This window comes from Paenibacillus larvae subsp. larvae (genome assembly GCF_002003265.1).
Lineage (GTDB): Bacteria > Bacillota > Bacilli > Paenibacillales > NBRC-103111 > Paenibacillus_H > Paenibacillus_H larvae.
Genome location: NZ_CP019687.1, coordinates 4,134,349 through 4,159,216 on the forward strand (window position 1 = coordinate 4,134,349; position 24,868 = coordinate 4,159,216).

Below are 24,868 nucleotides of genomic sequence, written 5' to 3' on the forward strand. Positions count from 1 at the left end.
TGACAAGCACCAAATGCAAGTGGAAAGGAAGTAGAAACCATGAATTTGGCGGATATGCTAAGCTATGCCGATATCCAGGAGTTGAAAAAAATCGCTTCTACTTACTCTTGTGAATGCAATAGCCATTCCAAGAATGAGCTGATCCAATCAATTCTCAGTACGGTAAACCGCAGGGAGGTTTTTGAAGAGCGAATCAGCCGGTTAAGTATGGAAGATATCCGTTTTTTAAATTCACTGCTCTATGATCGGCGGAATTCATTCAGCATGGAAGAGCTTATCGCCCGTGTCCAGCAGACCAAATTTTCCGGGGAAGAGCAAAAAGACATCCAGCCCAGGGAAATGATTCTTAAATTTAAACAGCATGGCTGGCTATTTCACGGGTTCTCCCAGCAGACCAAATGCTTGTTTCAGGTTCCTACCGATCTGAAGAAAAGGTTCAATGCCGCTCTTGCTAAAAAATTCGGATCTTCGCTTGTAACAACAGGCAAGCCCAACGTTTACAGGGATGAGCAAACACTTTTTCAACAGGACATTCTTGCGGTGCTGCGGTTTTTCTCCATGAATGAAATTCCTTTAACGGGCGAATTATTCTTGTACAAAAGGCAGCTTCAGCATTTGCTGGATTTGCTTTCTGTTGAGGAAAAGGGCGTTCCGAAAGGGGCGTGGAGATTCGGATACGGACGTAAATGTAAAGAATACCCTGACCGCTTTTCGCTGATTTATGACGTCTGTTACTTTGACCGCCTAATTGCCGAGGAGGGGGGCAGGGTGATAGTGACCGAAAAAGGGAAGGAATTGCTGGAATCAGGGAGCAAACCGGACATCACAGAGATTTATAAGATTTGGCTCAGACTTTACAAAAATCCGGTCCCTAACATCCAGTCTCTGGTTCACTGGATAGACACACTGGCGGCTGAGTGGGTGACGGTATCCTCTTTGCAGCTGGTTTTAGTCCAGCTTATCCGTCCGTTTTACTACGATTCGGCGGAGTCAATCTTTCACCAAAGACTTGTTCGGATGATGATGCATCTTGGTTTTGTTCAGCTTGGGGAAGATGATAAATATGGACAGGTTATAAAAATGACTCCGCTTGGTCATGCGGTTATTCAAGGCATCTATGTTGCAGAGGAAGACTACATACAACTAAGAACGGACCCTAATAAGATTTGACGAATTACTCCGCACCTACTAAGATGAGAGAAATTCATCTAGAAGGAGTGTGGTAGAGATGCTGCACAAGTATAATGCCCAATTTCCAAGCCTGGCTGACGACGTATTTTTGGCTCCGGGCTGCCAAATCATCGGGGATGTAGCCTTGGGAGAGCAAGCATCCGTCTGGTACAACGCAGTACTACGGGGAGACATGGCTCCCATCAGGATCGGGAAAAGAAGCAACATTCAGGACGGCTGCATCGGACATGTTAATACGGGACAGCCCCTTATTTTGGACGACGATGTCTCCGTCGGCCACGGGGCTATCATACACGGATGCCGGATAGGTAGAGGCACATTAATCGGTATGGGGGCTATCGTCCTGAACGGTGCTGAAATTGGTGAATATGCTTTAGTAGGGGCCGGTTCACTTGTCACGGAGGGAACACAAATTCCTGATTATACCTTAGCGCTGGGAACGCCGGCAAGAGTAGTGCGAGAACTGACAGACAAAGACCTTGAACGGATGAAACGCACTACGGCAGCCTATGTGGAAAAAGGGAAGGAATACAGGTTGGGGCAAGCCGGAACCGACTGATCTGCCACTGCTCCTCAGGAAGGCGCGGACGATACTTTGGAGGTTAGTCCTATGGGAAAAATGAATGTATACAACGATGCAATGCTGACTCTTTTTGCTGAGATGATTCTGGATGAGGCCATACGCAAAAGAAAAGAGAGTCATCTCTACCAACAAATTGATAGTGCCTTAGCCGAGGGGGATGAAGCTGCCTTTCTAGCCTTAACGGCCGAATTGAAATTGATTCAGAATCCCTAGGGTAACGCACGGGTAGTCCAGGAGCGATTCCGGGGCCTTGGGAACAACAAAAAGACATATGACCAGGTTCATATGTCTTTTTGTTATGATTGTTTTCGCAATTTCTTTCTGCCTGAATCAATTTCATTAACCAGGGGAAATACAAGTTCCCAAATTGGCTCTTTAGTACAAGATATGAAAAAAACTCACTACCCCTGTTTAAATTTTCCTCATGGATGCCCGCAAGGTGTTATGATGGGATTGAAAGAACAAACAGAAATGGCTATGGTGTTCTTTTTGGGACAGCACCAGGCAAAGAAAGTGAGTGAAGGTGTAGTGAAATTTAGTGAAATTGAACAAGATCAATGGTCTTCGGTCAAGGAATATTTTGATACCGCCCTTTTACCGGTTACGGGCTTAAAGGGAAACGAACAGCCATGGGAAGTGACCAAGGCGCTGGAAGAGCTCAGGGATGCCCTGGACTTCCTGGAAATACCATACAAAGGACGGACTGTGACCTATCCTTCTATTCATTTTATCAACGAGGAGAACGGGGAGTCGGCTATTAACACATGTTGCCGCCGGCTTAAAGAAGCGGGTTTTTCTTACGTGGTGGTGGTTACCGCCAATGAAGATTTGGCTTCTTTGCATTTAGCAGAGGCAGACCTGCTTTTTTTCCTGAATTCTTCCAAATCGGGAGTAAATCCCGAAGAATACAAAAATGAAATTGCTCTAAAGGTCCAACAGCTATGGTTCGGGTCCAATAAATGCTATATTATAACCAAATAATAAGAATAAATCAAGGATTTTTTACGTGATTAAATTACGATATTTCCACGTATATGTGACAAAATATTAAAATTTAGTGAAAAATGCCTCTGAAGCAGCCGGAATAAAGTGGTAATATTCTTGACGCTCCTATACCCATAGGATAATATTAGAAATGTCCTAGAATATGTTGTGTAATAAAATGTCGAACGAGACGTGATATAAAATTCGCCCTGGCTCCGGAAGTGGATGCTGCGAATTGTTAGGGGGGAAGTATGCGAATGAAAGACCGCTTTGAGGCAAATGAGGAACAAACTGGAAGGAAAGCGACTACAAAACGCGAAATGTCCCGCCGCCAGTTTCTGGCTTATACGTTGGGCGGCACTGGAGGTTTCATGGCTGCCGGCATGATCGCTCCGATGCTTCGCTTTGCCGTGGATCCTGTTCTGAAACCAAAGGCCAAGGCCGAATGGATAAAAGTGGTTGAAGAGTCGAAAATTACTGAGGAACCGCAATCATTTACATTTAAGGTTCATCAGGTGGACGGCTGGTACGAATCGGATCCCGAAATCACCACATGGATTGCCAAAGGCAGCGACGGACAAATCTTCGCGCTGAATCCGACCTGCAAGCACCTTGGCTGTACGGTAGGATGGAACAACAACAAGGAGTATAAGGACCAGTATTTCTGCCCTTGCCACGGTGCGCATTATACAAAGGATGGCAAGAACCTGGCCGTAGCTCCTAAACCTCTTGACCAATATGATCTCAAAATTGAACAGGGCTTCGTCTATCTGGGTGAACTGAAAGCCAACAGTAGAGTGAAATAAGGGAGGCGTAACATCAGATGTTAAAGAAAATGTATAACTGGATGGACGACCGTCTTGATATCACGCCGATGTGGAGAGACGTGGCTGATCATGAAGTTCCGGAACATGTGAACCCGGCGCATCACTTCTCCGCCTTTGTCTATTGTTTCGGCGGGCTCACATTCTTCGTGACTGTCATTCAGATTCTATCCGGTATGTTTTTAACAATGTATTATACTCCCGATATCATCAATGCCTACCTCAGTGTGGATTATCTCCAGCATAAGGTAGCATTCGGTGTGATTGTCAGGGGGATGCATCACTGGGGGGCTAGCCTGGTTATCGTCATGATGTTATTACATACACTTCGCGTCTTCTTTACCGGCTCATATAAGGCGCCCCGCGAGATGAACTGGGTTGTAGGCATGCTGATTTTCTTTGTTATGCTTGGATTGGGTTTAACAGGGTACCTTCTCCCGTGGGATAACAAAGCGTATTTTGCCACGAAGGTAACGATGGAGATTGCCGCCTCTGTACCTTATCTAGGCCCCTATATCCAGACGTTCCTTCAAGGGGGCTCCATCGTGGGTGCTGAAACCTTGACGCGTTTCTTTGCCCTTCACGTGTTCTTCTTACCTGCGGTTTTACTTGCCCTGCTTGCCGGACACTTTATTATGATCCGCAGACAGGGGATTTCCGGACCGCTATAATGTGAATCTGAAGAATGAAAGGAGGGCCTTCTAATGGCACATAGACATGATCCAAACGAGAAAGTCATCTATGTCGGAGACTCGCGTATCCGTAAAAAAACTAGCAGGCCTGATCCAAGAGATTACTCAGCGTACCCGGGCAAATCGGAAGCGTTCATTCCTAACTTTTTATTGAAGGAATGGATGGTTGCCGTTGTAGTGCTTGTAGGAATCCTGGTGCTGGTCATGTCGGACCCGGCTCCGCTTGGCTATCCGGCTGATCCGAGGGCGAATATCATCCCGATGCCGGACTGGTATTTCTTGTTCCTGTATCAGTTTTTGAAATACCCGTATACATCTGACCAGTACATTGTTTTCGGTACGCTTCTTGTACCAGGTATTGCTTTTGGCGCTTTATTGCTGGCCCCTTTCCTCGATACGGGAAAAGAAAGGCGTTTTTATAGACGGCCTATTGCTTCCGGTCTAATGATTCTTGCTTTGGCTTCCTGTACTTACTTGACCTGGGTTGCCTGGGACCATTATCAAAAAGAACTGGCAGAAACCGGAACCGTCCCCGATCATATTAAACGGGAAGAGGAGCGCAAAGCCGGAAATACAGAAGCTCCTAAGCCACAAGGAAAACAAGTCCTGCCCGCTATTGTTGCTGCTGATGATCCGGCTGCGGAGATTTACAAGAAGGCAACTTGTGTATCCTGTCACGCCGCAGATTTAAAGGGCCAATCCGGTATCCCACCACTAAGGGGCATCGGAGACAAGCATAATAAGGATGAGATTTTGAATATTATCAAAAATGGCCAGGGCGGAATGTCTCCACAATATGAAGCTAATAAGTCTGCGGGACTTAGTGATGATGATATCGATAAGCTGTCCGATTGGCTGGCAAAACAGAAAAAAGGAAAGTAAGATACAACCGAGTTTGCAGTCCTGAACGAGCATTTGCACTAAATCTCCCAAAGACAAGATTGACAATTTCATCTTTAAGTGAAATAAGCAAAATGATAAAATAGGACCATATGGTAAAGGTTGTATTACTTTATCCTTTGGAGGAAGACTTGACCGCACAAGGGCGGTCAGGTCTTTTTAGAAATTAGGATGCAGGCATGTGCTTTGATCAAAAATTCATTTGCCCCTATAGGATAAAGGAAACTTGCGAGCAGGAGGAGCCCAGTTGGAGACCAAAAACCGAATTTCTTTTTTCTTCAGCCATTCTTTTTTGTGTAATCGAAATGTACTATGGCCATTGTTTGTATGTAATATGCTGGGTACAATCTATGGATTTGAATGGTACCGGTATCAATTAATCGAAACCATCCATACACAGCCAGCCTGGTTTGCCATTTTTGTGCCGGACAGTCCTACAGCCAGCCTGTTTTTTACTATCAGCGTTTGTTTTCTGTTTTGGGACCAGAACAAGGGGAAAACCGGGAAACAAACGGGTTCCGAAGATATCCCGTTAATCAGTCGCCATTCCGTATTGAGAGGGTTTGTAGATGCATTTGCCTTTATAACAAGTTACAAATATGGAATCTGGGCTGTAGCTATGATCTGGGCAGGAAATTGGAAAGGGCTTCCGCTGGTATGGCAGGATTGGATGCTGATGGTTTCTCATTTGGCAATGACTATGGAAGTGTTTATATACGCGAAATGGATGAAGTTTACTTGGACGGGAATTCTACTTGCAGGCTCTTGGACACTGCTAAACGATTATATGGATTACCATTACGGGATCTTCCCTTCTTTATTTGTTTTGCTTCACCCGTATTTATCTATCATTCAGTGGTTTACAGTGGCACTAAGCATTACGGGAATAGGCCTTGCAGTATTCGTTTTATTCAAGGCAAAAAAACACCAACGGGGGATGTAGGTCTAAAAGCGGTGATCTCTCCATAAAATGATGTTAAAGGAGGGATGTCCAATGCTGCTGCTTAAACAAAAAATAAGGACAGCCGGATGGGGAATCAGTCTGGTTGTCTTTTTCATTATGCTAACCGGATGCGGCTGGAAAGAAAACGCCGTTCAAACCGTAATGAAATCCGTTGAAGATGCCCAAGTAGTGGCATCCCTGAATAATACGGCTGAACAGATGTATGAATCTATCATGCAGGGAGATGAGGGTCGCGGAAAACAGGAACTGGAACGACTGGCAGCAAGTCTTCAAGAGACAGGGATCGTTGGTTTTGCTTCCAGCCATGCGGCTCAAGCATTGCAGGAAGCTATGGACGAGGGACAGACCCTGTTTGCCTCTTCAGGCAAGACCGCAGAAGACAAAGAAAGAACTGCCGCTAAAATCCGTCTGGCCATGGATGCTATTGCACATCCCAAGCAGCCTTTGTGGTTGCAGTATGACCGGCTGATCCGGGATGATAATCATAAACTATGGGCTGCCGCCCTGTCTGAATCACCAGAAGCCATGATTGCCGCGTTCAATGATTTGCTTCGGCATATTGCCCGCGTAAGGCCGGCTCTTCTGCTCAGCAAGGATGCCGGGGCTGTAGGAAGGCTGGACAATGAAATCATGGCGATGAGAAATGAGCTTTCCCGTTCTGACATATCCGGTAAACGGGTGCAGGAACGGCTTGTAACGCTTCAGCGGACAATAGACAGTTTATGGAATCAAGGAGAAGAAAGCACGTTTCTTCCCGTAGCCGATCCTCAAAAACCAATTATATGGACTCTGGGTATAGGGTCCGCCATTGTGCTGACTTTGTTTTATGCTGCATACAGGATGTATGGGCTCAGGAAGCAGGCAATCTCCATTCCGGGAAGACGCAAACCCTAATTTTCTTTAAAACCTTCACCCAGCACCTCATGTACTTCATTGATAATGATAAAAGCACGGGGGTCAATTTTATTAACCAGGTCTTTGAATTGTTTCATTTCGCGCCGGTACACAACACAATATACAACTTCCTTTTCCATCTTGGAATAAGCGCCCTTAGCCGGAAAGAGGGTAACTCCGTGGTCCATTTCTTTCGTGATGACATCCGCAATCTCCTGAGGGTGGTTCGTTATAACGGTAAATGCTTTGGCTGCGTGCGTACCTTCTGTAATAAAGTCAATCATTTTGGAACCGACAAATACGGTAACAAGTGTGTAGAGAACTTTTTCTTTCGGTATGTACAATAATGAACTGGTAATGACAATCACATCGATAAACAAGATGACCTGCCCGACGCTCAGGCCTTTTTTCTTTTGGACAAACCGGGCCAGAATGTCTGAACCGCCCGTGGTCCCTCCATAACGAAACACAAATCCCAGGCCGGTTCCAATGGTAACTCCCGCATACAGTGCGGCCAGGATATAATCCTGCTTTGTTGCAAACGGAATAATCCATCCGTGTTTGATAAACGTTTCCATAACCCATAAAAAGAAGGACAGGGAAACAGTTCCGAAGATGGTATAGGACATGGCTTCCTTGCCGAAAGCCCTCCAGCCTAAATAAAATAATGGAATGTTGATGACGAGATTCGTGATGGATGGAGGTACATCAAACGCATATTTTAACAGAAGGGCCACACCTGTAACCCCGCCTTCCATAAGTTCATTCGGAATGACAAAATAATGCAGTCCGAATGCAAAAATGGCCGTGCCTACAGCTATCGGAATTAGTTGGGAAAGGCGCCGGGCAAAACGTTTGGACGACATAGATGACCTCCTTAAAATAAGGGTATAATGGAAAGATAATCGTTTCCTGTTATACCTTGTTTCTTTTGATTCCAAAAAGGATAAAAAAATTTGTCATACGTCAGGCTTTGCGATAACATGAAGAAAAAGACAACTGGAGGGAAAAAGCATAATATGACAGACCGTTCCCTTAAAGAACTTCAAGCGGAAGTTCATGAATATATTTCCCAGTTTAAAGAAGGATATTTCAGTCCGCTTGCCATGCTGGCAAGAATGTCTGAAGAAGTGGGTGAGTTGGCCAGAGAGGTAAATCATTATTATGGGGAAAAGCCTAAAAAGCCCACCGAGGAAGACAATTCCATCGAGCTTGAACTCGGAGATATCCTCTTCATCACGATTTGTTTTGCCAACTCCCTTGGTATTGATCTGGCAGAGGCTCACGGAAAAGTAATGAGAAAGTTCCAAACCCGAGATGCCGGACGCTGGACGAAAAAGGACACCGAAACAAGTTAAATTACATATGCTGTACCATCCTACTTTCCTTGAATATTCTAGTAAAGGTAAGGCTGAGAGGGGGATGTGTACATGAACGGTGAACAGGAGATACAAAAAGCTTACCAGGCTCTTCTGGACAATGATTTTGAACAGGCTATTGATTGTTTTGAACAAGCTGTCAGGAGAGATCCTCTCAATGCGGATTTTCATTACAAGCTGTCTATTAGCTGCGCAAGAAGCGGTAAGCTGAAAAAAGCTCTTGCTCACGCAAGAGATGCCTTGCGGCTTGCCCCGAATGATGAGGTTTATTTACTTCATTCCCGGAACTTGAAAGCAAAATCCCTGATGCAGCAAGCCGGAAAGTTTTTGAAAGAGGGAAAGAATGAACAGCATAAGGCTATCCGTTTGTTGAAGGAAGCCGTTATTTTGGATCCGCTGTTCTTCGAGGCATTCATTCTGCTCTCCGTTTCTTATGATGATCTTGAGGACTACACGATGGCTCTAAAAAGCGTTCACGAAGCACTAAAATTAAATCCGGCAGATGAAACGGCACAGACTCTCCGGGCTGAATATGAGAACAAATTGAAGGCATTTTTACACAGGTGAATCAATTTCATAACTTAGATTTCCATCCGAACGGGTACAAGATGCAGTTAAATCTGAACCGTATTCATCTACATCTTCTCAATTAAACGCTGACCAGTTGTTTTATGAAATTGATTCGGGTAGATAACATGAAAATACAAAGAAATATACCATTGCCGCATATAAGGAAGGGGTTTTAATTCATGACCAGACAAATACGTGTAGCAGTAGCCGGAGCAAGCGGCAGAATGGGACGTGAAGTAATAAAGATGCTTCTTCAGGATGAAGAACTGGTTCTGGCAGCAGGGGTGGACCGCTCAAGCGGCCCCCTGGATCTTGGAAACCTGGTCGGAATGGAAGCTTGCGGGGTTATCATGATGAATAATTTAGAACAGGCGCTTATAGAAACAAGGCCGGACGTTTTGGTTGATTTTACGGCTCCTGAGTCTGCCCTGGATCATACAAGCCTGGCCATTAAGCATGGGGTGCGTCCTGTGATAGGCACGACCGGTTTTTCTCCAGGGGATATCGAAACGCTGGACAAGCTATGCCTCGAAAAAGGCATTGGCGGCTTAATAGCCCCCAATTTTTCCATCGGGGCCATCCTGATGATGAAATTTGCAGCTCAAGCGGCAAAATATTTCCCAAATCTTGAAATCATTGAGTACCATGGAGATCAAAAGCTAGATGCACCTTCGGGGACATCTGTAAAAACGGCTGAGATGATCTCACAAGTGAGGGAAGAGATAAGACAAGGCAACCCTAGGGAAAAGGAGATACTGGAGGGGGCCCGCGGGGCTTATTATAATGGGTTTCGCATTCACAGTGTACGTCTTCCCGGAGTATTCGCGCAGCAGGAAGTGATTATGGGAGCCTTCGGCGAATCTCTGAAAATTCGTCATGACTCATATGATAGAGCAGCTTATATGCCGGGAGTTAAGGTAGGTATACAAAAAGTAATGGAGTATACAGGGCTGGTTTATGGTTTTGATCATTTCATAGAGTAAAACTTTAAAATGGAACTGGAGAAACAAAAAACAGCCTTTGTTCCAGAATTTTATCGGTAGCCCGGCATAAGGAGAGTGGGGACAGCTATGTTTAAAATCGCATTCATTGCACATGACCGAAAAAAAGAAGAAATGGTGAACTTCACCACGGCCTATGAGAAAGCATTTCAGGGCCATCAGTTATATGCAACAGGTACTACAGGGCTTCGTATTATGGAAAAAACAAGTCTGCAGATTCACCGTTTTATGTCCGGCCCGCTTGGCGGGGATCAGCAGATAGGTGCCCTTGTCGCACAAAATGAGATGGACCTCATTATATTCCTGCGCGATCCTTTAATGGCACAGCCCCATGAACCTGATATTACCGCTTTGCTCAGGCTATGTGATGTTCAGGGAATTGCGCTGGCTACAAATGTGGCTTCCGCCGAGATATTAGTTAAGGCACTGGACCGTGGGGATTTTGCCTGGAGAGAAGTGGTACATAAATATAGGCAGCAGGGTGAGGGACATGAGTGAACGGCTCGACCTGCTCATATTCGGTGCTCATGCGGACGACGCTGAGATAGGCATGGGCGGTACGATTAAAAAACACGTTCTTCAGGGGTACAGGGTAGGAATTTGTGATTTGACCCGTGCCGAGATGTCCTCTAACGGTGACGTGGATACCAGACTGAAGGAAGCTGAAGCGGCTGGAGAAATTTTGGGCTTGGCTCTGCGTAAAAACCTGGGTCTGCCTGATCGGGGACTGAGCCTTTGCAAAGAGCACATCGATGCGGTTACGATACAGATCCGGAAGTACAAACCTCGTGCCGTTTTCGCCCCTTACTGGGAGGACCGGCACCCTGATCATGTTGCTTGTTCAAAACTAGTAGAGGAAGCGGTATTCAATGCGAAGCTGCGTCGTTATCTTCCGGATGCAGATCCGTGGACGGTTGAGCAGGTATATTTTTACTTTATTAATGATGTCGTACAGCCGGATGTGATGGTGGATGTCACGGCGGTTTACCCGTACAAAGTGAAGGCGCTGGAAACGTACCGCAGCCAATTTATTCCGGGAGAGAATACTGTTATGACTCCGCTTAATCAAGAATATGTGGAGCGGGTGCGGGCACGGGATCAACTCTTGGGACAGAAAAGAACAATAGGATGTGCCGAGGGGTTCATAACGAGGATTCCCTTCATGCCAGATACTTTGCTGTAGCCGTTTGGAGAGGATATAAACCTATGAAAGAAAAACTGAAAATAGGCATCACTTGTTATCCTTCTTTAGGGGGATCCGGAGTAGTTGCGACAGAACTGGGAAAATTGCTGGCCGAACAAGGGCACGAGGTACATTTTATAGCTCACAGTATGCCGTTTCGGCTGGGCAGATTCGATAAAAACGTATTTTATCATGAAGTGGAAGTCAGTGATTATTATGTGTTTAAATATCCTCCCTATGATCTTTCCCTGGCGAGTAAGCTCGCACAAGTAGCGCGGATGCAGGAGCTTGACTTGCTTCACGTCCATTATGCGATCCCCCATGCTGTTTGTGCCTTGCTGGCCAAGCAAATGGTGGGGGATCATCTGAAAGTGGTGACAACGCTTCATGGGACGGATATCACGGTTCTTGCACAGGACGCATCGATCAGCAATATGATCCGTTTCGCCATTAATGAAAGCGATGCGGTAACAGCTGTATCTGAAGATCTGATCCGCGAAACCAGGCAGACACTGGACATACAAAAACCAATTCACAAAATATACAATTTTGTGGATAAGCGTATGTATTATCCGAGACCTGTCGAAGATTTAAAAAGGGAAGTAACAAGGCCCGGAGAGAAGCTCTTTATTCATATCTCGAATTTCCGGCCGGTTAAGCGGGTACATGATGTGGTACAGATCTTTGCGAGAGTACACAGGGAAATACCCAGTCGCCTTCTGCTTGTCGGGGAAGGTCTGGAATTGTCCCGGATAGTCTCGGAGGTTCGCGAGCTTGGGCTTCAGGACTTTGTGGAATTCTGGGGTAAACAGGATGATGTTGCACAGGTGATCTCACTTGCTGATGTGATGCTGCTTCCTTCAGAAAAAGAAAGCTTCGGTCTAGTAGCTTTGGAAGCCATGGCTTGTGGGGTGCCTACGGTAGGATCGAACGCGGGTGGAATACCTGAACTTATCACCCACGGTGAAACAGGTTTTATGGCCGAAGTTGGTGATGTAGATACAATGTCAAAGTATACGATACGTCTACTGGAGGATGAAGAGCTGCTTAAGCGGGTATCGGAAGCCTGTGTGCAGCGGGCCCGCAAAAAGTTTTGTAATGATTCGCTCCGCGCCAGGTATGAACAAGTATACTATGAGGTGCTTGGGCTTCCCATACCGGAAAGACTGAATGAACTAAGATAAAGAGAAATGGCATGTGATAGAAATGAACATGAAACAAGCGGCATGTAGCGTCATTCAGCAGCTTCATAGACATGGCTATGAAGCTTATTTTGTAGGCGGCTGCGTCCGCGATGAACTGCTGGGCAGACCGGTAAAGGATTTCGATATAGCCACGGCAGCATTACCTGAACAGGTGATGGGCTGTTTTGAAAAGGTGATTCCTACGGGTTTGCAGCACGGCACAGTAACCATTCTGGCAGAAGGCTTCGCATTTGAGGTGACAACGTTCCGGAAAGAATCGGAGTATGAACAGTTCCGCCGTCCTAAAGAGGTCTGTTACATTACCGATCTCAATGAAGATTTACGCCGCCGCGATTTCACCATGAATGCCATGGCTATAGGCTTGGATGGCCGTATAATTGATCCGTTTGGCGGACAGGAAGATTTGGCAAAGGGACTGCTGCGATGTGTAGGACAGCCTGATGAGCGATACAGGGAGGATGCGCTTCGCATGCTAAGGGCCATCCGTTTTGCCTCCACTTATGCGCTTCGGATCGAGGAATGTTCCTGGCAGGCTCTTTTATCAGCCGCTCCCCTTCTTCGTCATATCGCCATGGAACGAGTCCGGACTGAGCTTGAACGGATGGTGGCGGGGCCTGCCCCTGAGCATGCAGTGGATTTACTTCTTAAAAGCGGTTTATGGGAGCATTTTAAAGATCCGCTCCATGTGTCACTTAACATGCTGGGTGAAGATCCTGCTAAAATGCTTCTTCCCGTCCTGGATGAACTTCCCGACTTACAAGACCGATGGACGCTCCTTTTTCTTCTGGCCGGGGCCAAGGCAAAAGAAGCTTCCCGCGCTATGCGGAGTCTTACTTTCTCGAACCAGGATCTTTTTACGGTAAAAAATATACTAGCTTCTGCAGAAACTCTGGCGAATGAAATAGTTTCGGAGCGGAAAGGATCCATGGAATCCTGTACCAGCGAAAAGCTCTGGAAGCTAACGGCTGTCCGCCAGTCCGGCATTTCTTTATTCTCGCTTGCCCGAATTGTGACGGCGGTATATCCCCGGTTCTATGCAAAGCCCGGTCGAAAAACGGAATCCCTTCAGGCGGGGACGCCTTTTTATGCCCTGCTTCATATTTTAGGAGAAGACATCTGGAAGAACGGAATCAGATGGCTTGAACAAATTCCTTGCAAAGAAGTTAAGGCATTGGCGATTACGGGCCGCGATCTTATGAAGCATTTTGATCAAAAAGGAGGGCCCTGGTTAAAAACGCTGCTGCAGTGCCTTTTGGAAAAAGTTGCACTAAATGTCCTTCCCAATGACCGCGAAAAGCTGCTTGAAGAGGCTGAACGATATATGATGAACTGGAATAAAGAAAGGAAAGCGCATGATTGAACGTATACTTGCCATGTTTGAACAGAACCCTGGTGAATATTTGTCCGGTGAGCAATTGAGCCGGGAACTCGGTGTGAGCCGGACGGCAATATGGAAGCATATCCAAGCCATGAAGCAACAGGGTTACCGGTTTGAAGCCTCCAGGAGGAAGGGATATAAACTTCTGGAAGAACCTGAACGTCTGGATGTCGAACGGCTTAAGAGCCTGCTTAAAACGGATATATTTGGACAGACTGTCCATTATGCTGAAGAAACGGCGTCTACTCAAAATCTGGCTGCAAGTCTTGTTTCAGAAGGGGCCAAGCACGGCACATTAGTAGTGGCGGATGCCCAGAATCAGGGAAGGGGGCGCCACGGCAGGCACTGGTTTTCTCCAAAGGGAAAAGGCATCTATATGAGTTTGCTTCTTAGGCCTAAAGTGCCGATTTTCTTCGCTCCGCAGCTTACTCTTGTGGCAGCGGTGGCCTTGTGCCGGACTATTCAAAAGCTGTATGGACTGAACATCGGAATAAAATGGCCCAATGATTTGCTAATCGGCGGGCGCAAAGTATCCGGGATTCTTCTGGAAATCAGTGGCGAAGATGAAAGACTGAAGCATATCATTGCCGGCATTGGAATTAGTGCGAATATAGAGGCCGGGGATTTTCCGGAGGACCTGCGCGAGGTAGCAACCTCTTTGGAAGCTGAACTGGGATATAAAGTGGACCGGGAGGAATTAATCGCGGCCTTTTTACAGGAATTCGAGCAAATCTATGTGCTGTATATGGAAAAAGGATTTGCCCCTATCCGCACACTCTGGGAAGCTCAGAGCATCTCCTTACACCGGACAATCCGGGTGCGCACTTCGGACGGAGAGTTTGAAGGTATAGCCGAATGTCTCGATGATGCCGGTGCCTTGGTTGTCCGAACACCGGGAAACAAGATTTATAAGATGTATTCCGGCGAAGTGGACATTCCCGCCCAGCCCGAATAAAGGAGCGTTTGTTTGATCCCAACTGAAATTTAGATTTCCAGATACAAATAAATTTGTTATACTACCTGATGAGGCGGTATCCAATATCGAACTGCACTCTTACAAGATCTTCATTTATAACGTTTTTAACATGAACCATATTGTTAGCTTAACGGATGATGACGGATTCTGCTCTGAGCCTGGAGGGACCGAGACAGAAGGATCAACGATTCTTTGTTTACGTGTGCCCTTTAGCGTTTTTTTGCTGAAGGGTTTTTTGACGGAATATAAACATGTAACGGGAAAAAACCTTTAATTGGACAGGAGGGTCGTTTCCTCTTTGCTCGGCATGTTAAAGCGGGAAAACCAGCAGTTCGCTTTTTGCGCCTACAATGATAAGGAAAGAGTGAGGACATGGAAACAAACCGCAAGCCGCTTACGACGGCAAAAATCAAAAGTATGAAAAAAGAGGGCATTCCCATTACAATGATCACGGCTTATGACTATCCCTCTGCCATGCTGGCTGAGGAAGCCGGTGTAGATATGATTTTGGTAGGGGATTCCTTGGGAAATGTGGTGCTTGGCTATGATTCAACCCTTCCTGTAACGGTTGATGATATGATTTACCATACGAAAGCCGTGACCCGTGCCGTAAAATCTGCCTTCGTTGTAACAGATATGCCCTTTATGACTTATCACGGAAGTCTTGACCAGACCCTATATCATGCCGGGCGCATCATGCGGGAAGGATTGGGAAAAGCCGTCAAGCTGGAAGGGGGAGCTGAAATCGCCCCGGCTGTGAAGGCTCTAACCCAAGCGGGAGTTCCTGTTGTCGGCCACCTGGGATTAACTCCGCAATCTGTTCATCAAATTGGGGGTTACCGGGTTCAAGGGAAAAATTCTGACCAGGCCCGGGAACTGCTAAAAGATGCTTTGACTATCCAGGAAGCGGGTGCTTTTTGTTTGGTGCTGGAACTCGTTACGGACGAACTGGCCGCTTGGATAACGGATCAGCTCTCTATCCCGACTATCGGTATCGGAGCGGGTCCTTCCTGTGATGGACAAGTGCTTGTTTTCCATGATGCTGTAGGCTATGAATCCAAACCATGGCCTAAAAAGTTTGTAAAAACTTATGTCCACGCCGGAGAGCTCATCCGGGATGGAATTACCCAATTTGTCAATGAAGTGAGAAACCGCCAATTTCCGGCCGGGGAGCATACCTTTAAGATGGATCAGGAGGCGGTTGACCGTCTGTACGGAAACAAAGGGAACTAACCTACGAACTTATGACTAAAGGATTACAAAGGAGCATGAACTCTGGATGAAAGTCATCACACGTATTGCCGAGCTGAAGCAAGCCATTTGGGAATTAAAAACGGGACATAACCGTTTTCATCTTGCCCCCGTCGGGTTTGTTCCGACAATGGGATATTTGCACGAAGGCCACTTAAGTCTTGTGGAAGAAGCCAAAAAACAGTGTTTTATCGTTATAATGAGCATTTTTGTGAACCCTCTTCAGTTCGGGCAGAATGAAGATCTGGATCAATACCCGCGGGATATAGAGCGTGATAAACAGCTTGCTTCGGAAGCGGGTGTGGATCTTCTTTTTCTTCCGACAGTTGAGGAAATGTATCCCCGGTCACAGCGTACTACCGTTCATATATCCGAACTTACGAACGTTCTGTGCGGGGCTTCAAGGCCGGATCATTTTGACGGTGTTACAACTGTGGTATCAAAGTTATTCCATATTGTTCAGCCGGATAAAGCTTTTTTTGGGCTTAAAGATGCACAGCAAGTGGCCGTGATTGAACAAATGGTAGAAGATTTAAACATGAATGTAGAAATTGTTCCCTGCCCGATTGTCCGTGAAAAGGACGGGCTTGCGAAAAGTTCCCGGAATGTTTATTTAAGTCCTGAAGAGCGAAAGCAAGCCCTGGTTCTTTCCGCGGCACTGAACGATACACTTACCTGGCTAAGCGAACAAAAGGAATTCAATACTCAGGAAGTCAGACAGAGGCTTGTAGACCAGATTAGCAGTCAGCCATTGGCGGACATCGATTATGTAGAGGTACTTAGTTACCCTTCTCTCAAGCCCCTGCCTGAACGGCTTACCTTAAGTAATAATGTAGACGAGCGTATCATTTTTGCTTTAGCCGTTCGTTTTGGTGGTACGCGTTTAATTGACAATGCCATATTTCATTGGGGAGAGATCAGCCATGTTTAGAACTATGATGAAAGCTAAAATTCATCGGGCAACCGTGACAGAAGCAAATTTAAACTATATAGGCAGTGTAACCATAGACCAAGATATTTTGGATGCTGTGGATATGCTCCCGGGTGAGAAAGTTCAGATTGTCAACAATAATAATGGTACCCGTCTTGAGACCTATATTATTCCCGGCCCCCGCGGCTCTGGAGTGATCTGCCTGAACGGGGCGGCTGCACGTTTGGTACAGGTTGGAGATATTGTCATCATTGTTTCCTATGCCTTGATGACTGACGAGGAAGGCAGGAACCACTGCCCTACAATTGCCTTCATGGGTGAAGGAAACCGGATTGAAGAAGTGCTAAAAGAGGAGACACATTCCACGATCCGCTGAAGGGTTTTACATGTATGAAACGGGTAGCCCCTGCAAAGAATGAGTGTATCGGTACGAAGTCCATCGCTTCTTTGAATGCCAGGTTAAGGTGGGATACACTCATGTTCAAACAATTATTCGGTACCATGAATGAAGTTCTGGATGATATCATCAAGGAGTCGAAAACAGCCACAGGGGCTGCCAAACAAGAGCTTGAAGAACAGTTGACCGCCTTAAAAGCAATGAGTGATGAGTGCATTGAACAATGGCTGCTGTTTGAAGAGAAGCTCTCGCAATTCGTCCATAGCGCAACAATGAAAACTCCAACCCTTCATCAAGATCTATTGGAATTAGACTGGACAGGGAAACAATCCGAAGAATTTCTGCGGGGCAGGGTTATTTTAAACTATACATGTATAGACAGGCCATTCAAGAGTTTGAAAAACTTGTTCAAAAAGAGCCGGACTTTCTGCTTGCCCGAATTTATTTAGCTATGGGTTATTTAAAACAGGGAGAGTTGCCTGAAGCAAAAAGACATTTCCAGCTGCTTGCCCCTCTGGTTGATAATGCTCAAATGAAGGCCATTACTTATAATGCCCTTGGTTGTATTCAATTTTCCAGCAAGCATTTGAGTACTTCAAAAAAGCTTACAGCGCTGACCCGTCTATTGTGGAACCTCTTCTGAATTTGGAAGAATAACAGCTATCCCTTTTTCGTTCATAATTTGGTATGCTAAAGAGAAGAAGGAAGAAGGGATGGAAACTACAGGAATGAAATTTGCGGTATTAGATTTTGAAACCACCGGAACAAGCACTACCGATACGATTATCCAGGTCGGTCTTGTCATTATAGATGAATTCGATATTACAGACAGGTATACTTCCCTTGTGAATCCAGGGGTACGTATACCTTCTTCTATTACATCCCTTACCGGCATTACGGATGAAATGGTGGAGAATGCTCCTTCAGTGGAAAAAGTAATGGCGGATTTATACCCGCTGTTGTCTGATTGTGTCCTTGTGGCCCATCATGCCTCATTTGACCACGCCTTTTTACAGCGTTCCCTAACGAAAGCCGGGTATCCTCCTTTTACAGGAAGGGTACTCGATACAATCGATGCTTTAAGGGTTGCATTCCCTTCCCTTGGCAGTTTTCAGCTGGGGCATGTGTGCAGTTTGTTTGGAATAGAACATGAAAACCCGCATCAGGCAAATTGTGATGCCCAGGTAACAGCAGAGCTGTGGATTCGCATTATGCAGAAGCTATTTGGACTTCCTTTGCTTACTATTCAGAGAATTAGCCAGATCCTGGATCCGAATGTTAGTGACCTGGGTTGGTTTATTAATGAGATCCGCGCTTATAAAGAGCTTCACACGGCTGAGGATGAAGAAACTTACCGTTATTATCGGCAATTTGCCTTAAATGTCGATGACTGGGGGAAAGAAGAGCCTGTACGGGATGAACAGGATGTTCTTAATCTGGGAACATTTGATGAATATATGCAGCAGGTAAATGATTCCTTCAAAAAGGTCTTTCCTAACTATGAAGCTAGAGAAGCACAGCAACAGATGATTCACGAAGTAGCTTCTGCTTTTGAAGATACTAAACATTTGATGATCGAGGCAGGAACGGGTACCGGCAAAACATTGGGATATCTGATTCCGGCTCTTTATTACGGGATTAAGCATGAAGAAAAAATAGTTGTCAGTACACATACAATTAATCTTCAGGAACAGCTAAGAGAAAGGGATATTCCGCTTCTTCACCATATTTTGCCAATTGGGTTTACGGCTTCTGTTCTTAAAGGAAGAAGTCATTATTTGTGTCTTCGCAAATTTGAGAATAAAATGAATATCAGAGATTATGATCCCGGGAAGGAAGATACGCTTACGGCAGCCCAAATGACAGTCTGGCTTAATGAGACAGAGCGGGGGAAGATGAGGAGCTTTATTTTGGTAACCGGGGGATGTCTTTTTGGCATCAGGTTTCCAGTGATGCAGATTCCTGTATGAACAGGCATTGTCCGTGGTTCAGGAAATGTTTTTATCATAGAGCCAGATATGAAGCAGGTGAATCCGATGTTGTCATTACAAACCATTCTCTGCTGCTCACAGATACAAAAGCTGAGAATCGGCTCCTTCCTTCTTATAAACATCTGATTCTGGATGAGGCTCATCATTTTGAAGATGTAGCCGGGAAGCATTTGGGTACGGATCTTCATTATATGGGGCTGGCCAACCAGCTCTCACAGCTATACAAAGACAGCCATTCAGGGCAGCTGCCCATGCTGTTATCCCGGTTTTACGGAATACAGAACGACAAAATCACAGTTAGCTTACAGGCAGTTGAACGGATTAGTGAACGGATTGTGGATGCCAAAGAGGAATGGGACCGTTTAACGGAGAAAATGTATGAATGGCTTTCCGGAAACCATGAATCTTCCGGAGCTGAAACCGGCCAGCTCATCATTCGGGTTAAAGAGGATGTTCTTCCTGACAATTGGCATGAGTTTGCAGAAATTGAGGAAAATTTGCTTCTCGCGCTTCAGGACATTCATAAGAAATTGGACCAGCTCATCCAAGAGTTAAAAGAGGTTCAAGATGAATATGACCTGCAAAGCATATTGACCGACCTTGGGGGGATATCCAAAGAGATTGCCCAATACAAGCAAAATATACGATTTTTTATGAAACGGGAAGATCAGGATTTTGTATATTGGCTAGAAGCGAATACTTACACCAAAAGCCGGTCCGTCCAGCTTGTATGCGTCCCCCTTGATGTAAGTCCCTTGCTGCGTGACCTGATATTTGATACCAAAGATAGTGTTATCATGACATCCGCTACATTATCTGTGAACAAATCTTTTAGCTATTCTTTGGGAATGTTTGGTCTAGAATCTCCGGAAGAAGGGCAAGAGAAAGCTAAACTGAGAACGGTTATGCTGCCTTCGACGTTTAACTACAGACAACAAGCTTTAGTGATGATACCGCGTGATTTTCCGGGTATACGGGGCAGGCAGGGGGAAGCCCTTTTTGTTGAGGCTCTCATTCATTCACTGATGGAAGTGGCTATAACAACTAGAGGCAGAATGCTGGTGCTTTTTACGTCGAACCGGATGTTGAAAGATACGCATAAGGAGCTTAAAGAAAAACTCAGGCCTTATGGTATTGAAGTCCTGGGCCAAGGTGTAGATACCGGTAACAGAAGCAAACTGACCAGGCTATTTCAAGAAAGTGAAGCCTGTGTACTGCTGGGGACCAGTTCATTTTGGGAAGGGGTGGATATCCCTGGGCAAGCTCTGACCTGTCTGGCTATTGTGAGGCTTCCTTTCCAACCTCCAAATCATCCATTGGTTGAAGCCAAAAGTGAGAAATTGAAGAAAATGAATCAGAACCCATTCATCAAATTATCCGTACCTCAAGCGGTCATCAGGTTTAAACAAGGTTTTGGCCGGCTTGTGCGGACAGCAACAGACAAAGGGATCGTCATCCTGTATGATACTCGTGTAATAGAAACCCAATATGGCAAATATTTCCTATATTCATTGCCAGGGCCTAAAATGGAGCACATGACAAGAACACAAATTGTGCCAAGAATTGAAGAATGGATGGGAGAGAAGCAGGAATGAAGACGGAAAAAATATCTGAAGCCGTCGTTCGGCGATTGCCGATTTATTTACGGTACTTGAACGAATTAGCCATAAAGAATGTAATGACTGTTTCGTCTCAGGACCTGGGCCAGAAATTGGATCTGAACCCGGCGCAAATCCGCAAGGATCTAGCTTACTTTGGTGAATTCGGCAAGAAGGGGATCGGGTATGATGTTGCTTATCTGATTGAAAAAATTCGGCAGATTCTAAATCTGGACAAACAAAACCCAGTAGTGCTGGTAGGCGCCGGTAACCTTGGGCGTGCATTATCTAATTATAACGTCTATTTGAGCGATCAGATGAAGATTGTAGCGGTGTTTGATGCTTCGCCGGGCAAAATCGGTCAAACCATCAATAATTTACAGGTGAAACCGATGGAAGACCTGATTCCAACAGTTAGAAAACTGGGGGTTCGGATTGGGATTATTACCGTTCCGGCTTCGGAAGCGCAAAATGTAGCGAATCAATTCATTGAAGCAGGTGTGGAAGCTATCCTGAACTTTGCTCCAATCATTATTAAAGTTCCACCGGAAGTACGTGTCCATAATGCGGATTTCACAGCCGATCTTCAAAGTCTCGCTTATTATCTGGTAGAAAAAAACACCGAAGCTTAATAGCTTCGGTGTTTTTAAGTCTTTATACAAAAAATTTAAACATGAGCATGTAGATCAGATAGGCAATCGCAATACTGATTGGAATTGTAATTACCCAAGTAACAAGCATCCGCTTAACTGTTCCCCATTTTACATCATGCAAACGCATGACACTACCTGTTCCGATAATGGACGAAGAAATAACATGAGTGGTAGAAAGCGGCATTCCCATAGCTGTTGAGGCCTGAATAATGGCGGACGATGTTAAATCAGACGCAAAGCCGTTAATCGGTTCGATCTTGATAATTTTTGAACCGACGGTTTTAATAATCCTCATTCCGCCAATTGATGTTCCAAGCCCCATGGCCGTTGCCGCAGCCAGTTTAACCCACAGAGGTACGTCCAATGTATCTTGTAAACCGGCAGCGACGAGTCCAAAAACAATAATCCCCATAGCTTTTTGGGCATCGTTACCGCCATGTGAAAAGGACAGAAGCCATGCCGATAAGATTTGGAAAAAACGGAAAACACGGTTTAACTTCGAACGGGATTTGTTACCGCTTAGAATGATGAGGCGTTTAATCACCGTCATAATCATGTAACCAGCCACGAATGCAATGACCGGGGAAAGGATAAGGATCAGTACAATCTTGCCGAAACCTCCCCAATTAAGGGCCCCTGCACCAGCACCGGCCATGACAGCACCAGCAAGAGCACCGATCAGGGTATGGGAGGATGATGAAGGGATTCCATAATACCAGGTGAGAAGGTTCCAGATAATTGAAGCGAGAAGAGCCGCGATAACAACATAAACACCGTTCTCAATATCAGCAGGGTTGGCGATGCTTCCCCCGACGGTTTTAGCAACTTCCGAGGAGAAAATGGCCCCGAGGAAGTTTAGGATTGCAGCACTCAAAATCGCAAAACGCGGTTTCATGGCTCTGGTCGAAATTGAAGTGGCAACAGCATTTGCTGTATCATGAAAGCCATTAATAAAATCAAATGCCAGGGCAAGCGCTACAATAAAGAATAAAGTGATCATGTTTGCCTCCTAATGTTACAGCTGGGCTTTCGCTTATGAGTAGCGCAGAACTACGCTTTCAAGAATATTCGCGACATCTTCACAGACATCGGTTGTTTCTTCAAGGCGTTCATAGAGTTCTTTCAAGTTGAAATCATCATACGGATCCCGGCGGTTTGTGAAAATTTCACGAATTCCCTCTCTCATCAAGCGGTCACCTTCGTTTTCGAGGCTGTTAACTTCCACCGTATGTTGCTTAATTGAATTGTATTTTTTCTTGGATAGCAGCTTAAAGGCTTCAAGCAAATGTTCACAAGCTTTTACGATTACTTCTGTAAATTCCTGCATGTACTTATCGATCGTTTGAATATTCAAATAATCAAAGCGGGCAGCTGTTGCTTCAATTCCGTCAATCACATCGTCAAGATTGGAAGCTAGTTCCATGATATCTTCACGGTCGATAGGAGTAATAAACACTTTGTCTAATTCACGGAAAATTTCGTGAGTGATTTGGTCTCCTTTAGTTTCCATATCCTTGATGTTTTGAAAAAAATCAGCAGGGAGCTTATTGCCCAACAGAGCATCGCGGAACATGATCGCCGCTTGATGTGTGTTATCGGCAGATTTCACGAGTAAGCCCAGAAAATCGACTTCATCTCGTTTGCTGTTGAAAATGGATACCATAGTCTTAAGTGCCTCCTAATTGTAGTGAATACCTTATTTCCGTATAGATTTAAATTACAATTCAATTAGCAATTTGCACATGTCTTGTATATTCGAATGAAGGATGCAAAGTGCGTATGTAGAAAATTGTAGCTTAAACTCACAAAAAATAAAATAGCATAACACAGATAAAGAAAGCAATGAACTTTTTGACGCTGGCCACCCTTGATTTTGACATAGGGAAGATGTAGAGTGAAAATGAAGATATACCGAGCGTTTTCGTCCCCATGTAGACGGACGAAGTCGTTCCCGTTTGTATAAAACCAAGGTGGAGAAGAGGTTATGGCTTTGGCAAAAAAAATTGTCATTACTGACGGGTTTTTTTTGACTCTAAAAGAGCAATGTCCCGTTCTGGAAGGGTCCATGATTATAGAGGAAGACCGAATTATTTATATAGGAGAAAATCCGTCTCCTCAAGATCTTGAACAAGCAGATGAAATCATTTCTGGTATAGGTAAACTGTTTATGCCCGGACTGGTAAACACTCACGGTCATGCAGCCATGTCACTGCTCAGAGGGTATGGCGATGATCTGGCACTTCAAGTTTGGCTTGAGCAAAAAATGTGGCCGATGGAAGCGAAATTTACTTCCCAGGACGTTTATTGGGCCACCCTTCTTTCAATAATTGAGATGATGAAGAGCGGAACAACAGCTTTCGTGGATATGTATGATCATATGGATCTGGTAGCCAAAGCTGTTGAGGAATCCGGCATGCGCGGCTGCCTTACCCGTGGCGTGATCGGTCTTTGTCCAAAAGAAGTGCAGGATCAGAAGCTGGCGGAAGCGGCCCGGTTTGCCCGAGACTGGCATGGCAAGGCTGACGGACGGATTACCACTATGATGGCGCCGCATGCTCCGTACACTTGTCCACCTTCCTACATTGAGCAATTCGTTCAGGCCGCACATGATCTGGACTTGCCTATTCACACTCATATGTCTGAAACCTTACGTGAAGTGGAGGCCAATGTTAAGGAATATGGCCTTCGTCCTGTGGAGCATCTTTATAAACTGGGTGTCTTTACAAGACCGGCCCTTATCGCCCACGGGGTTCACCTGACGGATGAGGAAATCCGTCTTTTAAGCGAGCATGATGTCCGGGTTTCCCACAATCCGGGAAGCAATCTCAAGCTTGCAAGCGGGGTAGCCCGCGTACCCGAATTAATTCAAGCAGGAGTGAAAGTCTCTCTTGGAACAGACGGGCCGGCAAGCAACAATAACCTGGATATGTTCGAGGAGATGAGACTTGCGGCATTAATTCATAAAGCAGTAAGCGGAGACCCTGTTGCTGTTCCGGCAACGGAAGCCTTGCGTATGGGGACTATCATAGGAGCTGAATCCATTTGGCTTGAAAATATCGGTAAGCTGGAACAGGGAGCTAAAGCTGATTTTATAGCACTGGATATCGATCAGCCCCATTTTCTGCCGAAAACAGATTATGTATCCCACGTCGTTTACTCGGCTTCCGCAAAAGATGTGATAGATGTTTGGGTAAACGGCCGGCAGCTTGTCAAATCCGGAAAATGCCTCACGCTGGATGAAGAAAAGATTAAGCGTGAATTTGAGCTTTGCTTTGAACGTCTGGTACAATAGGACATCCGCCTTTATTCTAAAGTAATTGGAA

27 protein-coding genes and 1 pseudogene are annotated in these 24,868 nt (G+C 45.5%); 25 read left to right on the forward strand and 3 right to left on the reverse strand.

The window, feature by feature from the left end; translation table 11 throughout:
• The first annotated feature begins 39 nt into the window (after positions 1 to 39).
• From BXP28_RS21590 to BXP28_RS21630, 9 genes are all read left to right on the forward strand, one after another.
• A complete protein-coding gene (locus BXP28_RS21590; RefSeq protein ID WP_023482665.1) occupies positions 40 to 1,170 on the forward strand; it encodes a hypothetical protein in 1,131 nt (376 codons plus the stop codon).
• A gap of 58 nt (positions 1,171 to 1,228) precedes the next feature.
• Positions 1,229 to 1,750, forward strand: coding sequence for a gamma carbonic anhydrase family protein (locus BXP28_RS21595; protein ID WP_036657906.1), 522 nt, complete (start codon positions 1,229 to 1,231; stop codon positions 1,748 to 1,750).
• 51 nt (positions 1,751 to 1,801) lie between these two features.
• Positions 1,802 to 1,987, forward strand: coding sequence for an IDEAL domain-containing protein (locus tag BXP28_RS21600; RefSeq protein WP_024093765.1), 186 nt, complete (start codon positions 1,802 to 1,804; stop codon positions 1,985 to 1,987).
• A 240-nt stretch (positions 1,988 to 2,227) separates the two neighbouring features.
• Complete coding sequence (locus tag BXP28_RS21605; protein ID WP_235430624.1) at positions 2,228 to 2,755, forward strand: DUF2487 family protein; 528 nt, start codon at positions 2,228 to 2,230, stop codon at positions 2,753 to 2,755.
• Positions 2,756 to 3,015: 260 nt separating this feature from the next.
• Entirely contained in the window at positions 3,016 to 3,564 is a 549-nt protein-coding gene (locus BXP28_RS21610) for a QcrA and Rieske domain-containing protein (RefSeq protein WP_023482668.1), read from the forward strand.
• Positions 3,565 to 3,581: 17 nt separating this feature from the next.
• Positions 3,582 to 4,253 carry a menaquinol-cytochrome c reductase cytochrome b subunit gene (gene qcrB, locus BXP28_RS21615; protein ID WP_023482669.1) on the forward strand — a complete coding sequence of 224 codons (672 nt, stop codon included), beginning with the start codon at positions 3,582 to 3,584 and terminating at the stop codon, positions 4,251 to 4,253.
• A 33-nt stretch (positions 4,254 to 4,286) separates the two neighbouring features.
• Positions 4,287 to 5,156: a menaquinol-cytochrome c reductase cytochrome b/c subunit gene (locus BXP28_RS21620; RefSeq protein ID WP_036657907.1), complete on the forward strand. Its 870-nt coding sequence runs from the start codon at positions 4,287 to 4,289 to the stop codon at positions 5,154 to 5,156.
• 265 nt (positions 5,157 to 5,421) lie between these two features.
• The gene (locus tag BXP28_RS21625; protein WP_042118831.1) at positions 5,422 to 6,117 is read left to right on the forward strand and encodes a DUF1405 domain-containing protein; all 696 of its coding nucleotides are present in this window, start codon (positions 5,422 to 5,424) and stop codon (positions 6,115 to 6,117) included.
• Positions 6,118 to 6,168: 51 nt separating this feature from the next.
• A complete protein-coding gene (locus tag BXP28_RS21630; protein WP_023482672.1) occupies positions 6,169 to 7,032 on the forward strand; it encodes a sporulation protein YpjB in 864 nt (287 codons plus the stop codon).
• Here BXP28_RS21630 and BXP28_RS21635 read toward each other — a convergent pair.
• Positions 7,029 to 7,898 carry a YitT family protein gene (locus BXP28_RS21635; protein WP_023482673.1) on the reverse strand — a complete coding sequence of 290 codons (870 nt, stop codon included), beginning with the start codon at positions 7,896 to 7,898 and terminating at the stop codon, positions 7,029 to 7,031. The two genes, BXP28_RS21630 and BXP28_RS21635, sit on opposite strands and share 4 nt — an antisense overlap.
• 153 nt (positions 7,899 to 8,051) lie before the next feature.
• Between BXP28_RS21635 and BXP28_RS21640 the strand changes: the two genes are divergently transcribed.
• The 15 genes and pseudogenes from BXP28_RS21640 to BXP28_RS21705 all read left to right on the forward strand — a co-directional run bounded on the left by BXP28_RS21640 (position 8,052) and on the right by BXP28_RS21705 (position 21,524).
• Positions 8,052 to 8,390 (forward strand): nucleotide pyrophosphohydrolase, encoded by a 339-nt coding sequence (locus tag BXP28_RS21640; protein ID WP_036657911.1) that lies wholly within the window; start codon positions 8,052 to 8,054, stop codon positions 8,388 to 8,390.
• Between the two features lie 72 nt (positions 8,391 to 8,462).
• Positions 8,463 to 8,978 (forward strand): tetratricopeptide repeat protein, encoded by a 516-nt coding sequence (locus BXP28_RS21645; RefSeq protein ID WP_023482675.1) that lies wholly within the window; start codon positions 8,463 to 8,465, stop codon positions 8,976 to 8,978.
• 182 nt (positions 8,979 to 9,160) lie between these two features.
• On the forward strand, positions 9,161 to 9,964 hold the full coding sequence (gene dapB / locus BXP28_RS21650) for a 4-hydroxy-tetrahydrodipicolinate reductase (RefSeq protein WP_023482676.1): 804 nt from the start codon (positions 9,161 to 9,163) through the stop codon (positions 9,962 to 9,964).
• Positions 9,965 to 10,051: 87 nt separating this feature from the next.
• Positions 10,052 to 10,480: a methylglyoxal synthase gene (mgsA, locus tag BXP28_RS21655; protein ID WP_040932014.1), complete on the forward strand. Its 429-nt coding sequence runs from the start codon at positions 10,052 to 10,054 to the stop codon at positions 10,478 to 10,480.
• Complete coding sequence (bshB1, locus tag BXP28_RS21660; RefSeq protein ID WP_023482678.1) at positions 10,473 to 11,165, forward strand: bacillithiol biosynthesis deacetylase BshB1; 693 nt, start codon at positions 10,473 to 10,475, stop codon at positions 11,163 to 11,165. Before mgsA ends, bshB1 begins: the two co-directional genes overlap by 8 nt.
• 23 nt (positions 11,166 to 11,188) lie before the next feature.
• Positions 11,189 to 12,349 carry an N-acetyl-alpha-D-glucosaminyl L-malate synthase BshA gene (bshA, locus tag BXP28_RS21665; protein ID WP_023482679.1) on the forward strand — a complete coding sequence of 387 codons (1,161 nt, stop codon included), beginning with the start codon at positions 11,189 to 11,191 and terminating at the stop codon, positions 12,347 to 12,349.
• Between the two features lie 22 nt (positions 12,350 to 12,371).
• On the forward strand, positions 12,372 to 13,730 hold the full coding sequence (locus BXP28_RS21670; RefSeq protein ID WP_024093772.1) for a CCA tRNA nucleotidyltransferase: 1,359 nt from the start codon (positions 12,372 to 12,374) through the stop codon (positions 13,728 to 13,730).
• On the forward strand, positions 13,723 to 14,703 hold the full coding sequence (locus BXP28_RS21675) for a biotin--[acetyl-CoA-carboxylase] ligase (protein ID WP_023482681.1): 981 nt from the start codon (positions 13,723 to 13,725) through the stop codon (positions 14,701 to 14,703). The genes BXP28_RS21670 and BXP28_RS21675 overlap by 8 nt, the downstream gene beginning before the upstream one ends.
• A gap of 393 nt (positions 14,704 to 15,096) precedes the next feature.
• Positions 15,097 to 15,957 (forward strand): 3-methyl-2-oxobutanoate hydroxymethyltransferase, encoded by an 861-nt coding sequence (gene panB / locus BXP28_RS21680; protein ID WP_023482682.1) that lies wholly within the window; start codon positions 15,097 to 15,099, stop codon positions 15,955 to 15,957.
• A gap of 46 nt (positions 15,958 to 16,003) precedes the next feature.
• A complete protein-coding gene (gene panC / locus BXP28_RS21685; RefSeq protein WP_023482683.1) occupies positions 16,004 to 16,906 on the forward strand; it encodes a pantoate--beta-alanine ligase in 903 nt (300 codons plus the stop codon).
• Complete coding sequence (gene panD, locus BXP28_RS21690; protein WP_036657918.1) at positions 16,899 to 17,282, forward strand: aspartate 1-decarboxylase; 384 nt, start codon at positions 16,899 to 16,901, stop codon at positions 17,280 to 17,282. The genes panC and panD overlap by 8 nt, the downstream gene beginning before the upstream one ends.
• Positions 17,283 to 17,296: 14 nt before the next feature.
• Positions 17,297 to 17,752 carry a hypothetical protein gene (locus tag BXP28_RS24730; protein ID WP_235430623.1) on the forward strand — a complete coding sequence of 152 codons (456 nt, stop codon included), beginning with the start codon at positions 17,297 to 17,299 and terminating at the stop codon, positions 17,750 to 17,752.
• Positions 17,674 to 17,946, forward strand: coding sequence for a tetratricopeptide repeat protein (locus tag BXP28_RS24735; RefSeq protein ID WP_235430622.1), 273 nt, complete (start codon positions 17,674 to 17,676; stop codon positions 17,944 to 17,946). Before BXP28_RS24730 ends, BXP28_RS24735 begins: the two co-directional genes overlap by 79 nt.
• 85 nt (positions 17,947 to 18,031) lie before the next feature.
• A pseudogene (dinG, locus tag BXP28_RS21700) lies at positions 18,032 to 20,889 on the forward strand (ATP-dependent DNA helicase DinG).
• Positions 20,886 to 21,524 carry a redox-sensing transcriptional repressor Rex gene (locus tag BXP28_RS21705; protein ID WP_023482687.1) on the forward strand — a complete coding sequence of 213 codons (639 nt, stop codon included), beginning with the start codon at positions 20,886 to 20,888 and terminating at the stop codon, positions 21,522 to 21,524. The pseudogene dinG and the gene BXP28_RS21705 overlap by 4 nt, the downstream one beginning before the upstream one ends.
• Positions 21,525 to 21,546: 22 nt before the next feature.
• On the opposite strand, the gene BXP28_RS21710 is transcribed toward BXP28_RS21705, so the two are convergent.
• The gene (locus tag BXP28_RS21710) at positions 21,547 to 22,545 is read right to left on the reverse strand and encodes an inorganic phosphate transporter (protein WP_023482688.1); all 999 of its coding nucleotides are present in this window, start codon (positions 22,543 to 22,545) and stop codon (positions 21,547 to 21,549) included.
• A 33-nt stretch (positions 22,546 to 22,578) separates the two neighbouring features.
• Positions 22,579 to 23,208, reverse strand: coding sequence for a DUF47 domain-containing protein (locus BXP28_RS21715; RefSeq protein WP_023482689.1), 630 nt, complete (start codon positions 23,206 to 23,208; stop codon positions 22,579 to 22,581).
• A 327-nt stretch (positions 23,209 to 23,535) separates the two neighbouring features.
• On the opposite strand from BXP28_RS21715, the gene BXP28_RS21720 reads away from it, so the two are divergent.
• On the forward strand, positions 23,536 to 24,837 hold the full coding sequence (locus BXP28_RS21720) for an amidohydrolase (RefSeq protein ID WP_241466827.1): 1,302 nt from the start codon (positions 23,536 to 23,538) through the stop codon (positions 24,835 to 24,837).
• The last annotated feature ends 31 nt before the right edge of the window (positions 24,838 to 24,868 follow it).

Excerpts from the sequence above, each read along its gene's own strand:
- BXP28_RS21590 (WP_023482665.1), top strand. The coding sequence starts at position 40 with ATGAATTTGGCGGATATGCTAAGCTATGCCGATATCCAGGAGTTGAAA.
- BXP28_RS21595 (WP_036657906.1), top strand. The coding sequence starts at position 1,229 with ATGCTGCACAAGTATAATGCCCAATTTCCAAGCCTGGCTGACGACGTA.
- BXP28_RS21600 (WP_024093765.1), top strand. The coding sequence starts at position 1,802 with ATGGGAAAAATGAATGTATACAACGATGCAATGCTGACTCTTTTTGCT.
- BXP28_RS21610 (WP_023482668.1), top strand. The coding sequence starts at position 3,016 with ATGAAAGACCGCTTTGAGGCAAATGAGGAACAAACTGGAAGGAAAGCG.
- qcrB (WP_023482669.1), top strand. The coding sequence starts at position 3,582 with ATGTTAAAGAAAATGTATAACTGGATGGACGACCGTCTTGATATCACG.
- BXP28_RS21620 (WP_036657907.1), top strand. The coding sequence starts at position 4,287 with ATGGCACATAGACATGATCCAAACGAGAAAGTCATCTATGTCGGAGAC.
- BXP28_RS21630 (WP_023482672.1), top strand. The coding sequence starts at position 6,169 with ATGCTGCTGCTTAAACAAAAAATAAGGACAGCCGGATGGGGAATCAGT.
- BXP28_RS21635 (WP_023482673.1), bottom strand. The coding sequence starts at position 7,898 with ATGTCGTCCAAACGTTTTGCCCGGCGCCTTTCCCAACTAATTCCGATA.
- BXP28_RS21640 (WP_036657911.1), top strand. The coding sequence starts at position 8,052 with ATGACAGACCGTTCCCTTAAAGAACTTCAAGCGGAAGTTCATGAATAT.
- BXP28_RS21645 (WP_023482675.1), top strand. The coding sequence starts at position 8,463 with ATGAACGGTGAACAGGAGATACAAAAAGCTTACCAGGCTCTTCTGGAC.
- dapB (WP_023482676.1), top strand. The coding sequence starts at position 9,161 with ATGACCAGACAAATACGTGTAGCAGTAGCCGGAGCAAGCGGCAGAATG.
- mgsA (WP_040932014.1), top strand. The coding sequence starts at position 10,052 with ATGTTTAAAATCGCATTCATTGCACATGACCGAAAAAAAGAAGAAATG.
- bshB1 (WP_023482678.1), top strand. The coding sequence starts at position 10,473 with ATGAGTGAACGGCTCGACCTGCTCATATTCGGTGCTCATGCGGACGAC.
- bshA (WP_023482679.1), top strand. The coding sequence starts at position 11,189 with ATGAAAGAAAAACTGAAAATAGGCATCACTTGTTATCCTTCTTTAGGG.
- BXP28_RS21670 (WP_024093772.1), top strand. The coding sequence starts at position 12,372 with ATGAACATGAAACAAGCGGCATGTAGCGTCATTCAGCAGCTTCATAGA.
- BXP28_RS21675 (WP_023482681.1), top strand. The coding sequence starts at position 13,723 with ATGATTGAACGTATACTTGCCATGTTTGAACAGAACCCTGGTGAATAT.
- panB (WP_023482682.1), top strand. The coding sequence starts at position 15,097 with ATGGAAACAAACCGCAAGCCGCTTACGACGGCAAAAATCAAAAGTATG.
- panC (WP_023482683.1), top strand. The coding sequence starts at position 16,004 with ATGAAAGTCATCACACGTATTGCCGAGCTGAAGCAAGCCATTTGGGAA.
- panD (WP_036657918.1), top strand. The coding sequence starts at position 16,899 with ATGTTTAGAACTATGATGAAAGCTAAAATTCATCGGGCAACCGTGACA.
- BXP28_RS24730 (WP_235430623.1), top strand. The coding sequence starts at position 17,297 with ATGAAACGGGTAGCCCCTGCAAAGAATGAGTGTATCGGTACGAAGTCC.
- BXP28_RS24735 (WP_235430622.1), top strand. The coding sequence starts at position 17,674 with ATGTATAGACAGGCCATTCAAGAGTTTGAAAAACTTGTTCAAAAAGAG.
- BXP28_RS21705 (WP_023482687.1), top strand. The coding sequence starts at position 20,886 with ATGAAGACGGAAAAAATATCTGAAGCCGTCGTTCGGCGATTGCCGATT.
- BXP28_RS21710 (WP_023482688.1), bottom strand. The coding sequence starts at position 22,545 with ATGATCACTTTATTCTTTATTGTAGCGCTTGCCCTGGCATTTGATTTT.
- BXP28_RS21715 (WP_023482689.1), bottom strand. The coding sequence starts at position 23,208 with ATGGTATCCATTTTCAACAGCAAACGAGATGAAGTCGATTTTCTGGGC.